The sequence below is a fragment of the Mycobacterium sp. genome, assembly GCF_039583805.1.
Lineage (GTDB): Bacteria > Actinomycetota > Actinomycetes > Mycobacteriales > Mycobacteriaceae > Mycobacterium.
The window spans coordinates 14,900-17,505 of sequence record NZ_JAVKSH010000062.1; the positions used below are offsets into that span (position 1 = coordinate 14,900).

A 2,606-nucleotide genomic window follows, 5' to 3' on the forward strand; every position below is an offset into this window, starting at 1 on the left:
GTGAGCTTCTTGGACGTGAGCTTCTTGGGCGGGGGAAGACATCGGTGTGACTCCATCAGTCGACGAGCGTTCGCACTGTGGATCACGTCGAAAAACATTGGACGGCAGCGAATTTCACCCTGCCCGCGCGTTCGCGACGTGATTCCGGGCGGCTGTGAACTCAACCTGGCGGCGAGTCTACCCGCGGTGGGCCGGGCCGGCAACGCGACATGCCACGGCGTGGGGTCACGCCGTCATCGGATCTCGGCGAGCACCGTGCCCTGGGTGATCGCGGCGCCGGCCTGCACCGCCAGGCCGGTGATGGTCCCGTCCTTGTGCGCGGTGACCGGGTTCTCCATCTTCATCGCCTCCAGCACCACCACCAGATCACCGGTGGTGACCTGCTGACCCTCTTCGACGGCGACCTTGACCACGGTGCCCTGCATGGGTGCGGTCACCGCGTCGCCGGAGGCCACCGCGCCGGTCAGCGCGCCCCGCTTGCGCGGCTTGGGTTTGCGCCTGATGACACCCGCCGGGTCGCCCCCGCCGCCGTTGGACAGCGCCAGGTCGGCCGGCAGGGACACTTCCAGGCGGCGTCCGCCGACCTCCACGACCACCGTCTGCCGCGGCCGGGTGTCGGCTTCGTCGTAGAGCGGCTCCGCGCCGGTGAACGGCTCGACTGTGTTGTTCCATTCGGTCTCGATCCAGCGGGTGTGCACCGAGAAGCCGTTCTCGTCGCCGACGAACGCCGGGTCGCGCACGATGGCCCGGTGGAACGGGATCACCGTGGCCAGGCCCTCGACCTCGAACTCGTCGAGCGCGCGGCGGGACCGGGCCAGCGCCTCCTGGCGGGTCGCCCCGTAGACGATGAGCTTGGCCAGCATCGAGTCGAACTGGCCGCCGATCACCGAGCCGCTCTCGACGCCGGAGTCCAGCCGCACACCCGGGCCCGCCGGCGGACGGAACGTGGTCACCGGCCCCGGCGCCGGCAGGAAGTTGCGCCCGGCGTCCTCACCGTTGATCCGGAACTCGATCGCGTGCCCGCGCGGTGTCGGGTCCTCGGTGATGTCGAGCGTCTCGCCGTTGGCGATCTTGAACTGCTGCAACACCAGGTCGATGCCCGCGGTCTCCTCGGTGACCGGGTGCTCGACCTGCAGCCGGGTGTTGACCTCCAGGAAGGAGATCAACCCGTCGTGGCCCACCAGGAATTCGACGGTGCCGGCGCCGTAGTAGTGCGCTTCGCGGCAGATCCGCTTGGCCGACTCGTGGATCTCCTTGCGCTGCGCGTCGGACAGGAACGGCGCCGGCGCCTCTTCGACCAGCTTCTGGTAGCGGCGCTGCAGCGAGCAGTCCCGGGTGCCGGCGACGACGACGTTGCCGTGCTGGTCGGCGATCACCTGCGCCTCGACGTGGCGGGGCTTGTCCAGGTAGCGCTCGACGAAGCACTCGCCGCGGCCGAACGCGGCTGTGGCCTCCCGGGTGGCCGACTCGAACAGCTCGGGAATCTCCTCCAGGGTCTGCGCCACCTTCATGCCCTTGCCGCCGCCGCCGAACGCGGCCTTGATCGCGACCGGCACACCGTATTCCTTGGCGAAGGCCACCACCTCGTCGGCGTTCTTGACCGGGTCGGGGGTGCCGGGCACCAGCGGAGCCTGGGCGCGGGCGGCGATGTGCCGGGCGGTGACTTTGTCGCCGAGATCGCGGATCGACTGCGGGCTGGGCCCGATCCAGATCAACCCGGCGTCGATGACCGCCTGCGCGAAATCGGCGTTCTCGGAAAGGAATCCGTAGCCGGGGTGGATCGCGTTGGCGCCGGACTTCGCGGCGGCCTCCAGGACCTTGGCGAAGTCCAGATAGGACTCGGCCGAGGTCTGGCCACCCAGCGCGAAGGCCTCGTCGGCCAGCCGCACGTGCGGTGCGTCGGCGTCGGGTTCGGCGTACACCGCAACGCTGGGCAGCCCGGCGTCGCGGGCCGCCCGGATCACCCTGACCGCGATCTCACCGCGATTGGCGACGAGCACCTTGGCGATCTTCGAGCTGGCGTGGCTGGGCACGGCGCCTCCTGAGTCCGAATCCGCGGTTCTTCTCTAAGAGAATTTCTTACACGACGGGCAAAGTCTAAGCGGCGCGCCGAAGCAGGCCCGAGCCGGTGTCCCCTTCACTGCGACTCGCGTAGCCGCCGCTTGATCCGGGCCAGCATCGCCGAGATGCCGCGCAGCCGCAGCGGACTGATCAGGGCGGCCAGACCCAGGTCGGCGTAGAAGTCTTCCGGCACCGCCAGGATGTCGGCGGCGGGTTGTTCGTCGAGTCCGGCGGCCAGGATGGCGGCGAACCCCCGGGTGGTCGGCGCTCCGGGCGGCGCGGAAAAATGCAGCCGCACCCGCTGCCGATCGCTGGCGTCGACGTCCAGGAACAGCGGGGACTGGCACTCGGGCACCGGCTCCATCGCCGCCTCTGTCAGGTGAGCGGGCAATGGCGGTAGTTCGTCGGCGAACTCCAGCAGCAGCCGCAGCTTGTCCTGGCCCTGGACTTCGGCGAAGTCGGCCACCACCTCGGCCAGCGGCGCAGGCATGCTCATCAGGCCGGCATTCCTCCCGGCGCTGGCCCCGGCGCTTGTCCCGGCTCTT

2 protein-coding genes are annotated in these 2,606 nt (G+C 69.8%); both read right to left on the reverse strand.

Annotated elements, in window-relative coordinates; all coding sequences use genetic code 11:
* Nucleotides 1-233 precede the first annotated feature (233 nt).
* Nucleotides 234-2,033 carry an acetyl/propionyl/methylcrotonyl-CoA carboxylase subunit alpha gene (locus ABDW21_RS10170; protein WP_343599807.1) on the reverse strand — a complete coding sequence of 600 codons (1,800 nt, stop codon included), beginning with the start codon at nucleotides 2,031-2,033 and terminating at the stop codon, nucleotides 234-236.
* 104 nt (nucleotides 2,034-2,137) lie between these two features.
* Nucleotides 2,138-2,557 carry a SufE family protein gene (locus ABDW21_RS10175; RefSeq protein ID WP_343599806.1) on the reverse strand — a complete coding sequence of 140 codons (420 nt, stop codon included), beginning with the start codon at nucleotides 2,555-2,557 and terminating at the stop codon, nucleotides 2,138-2,140.
* Nucleotides 2,558-2,606: the final 49 nt, after the last annotated feature.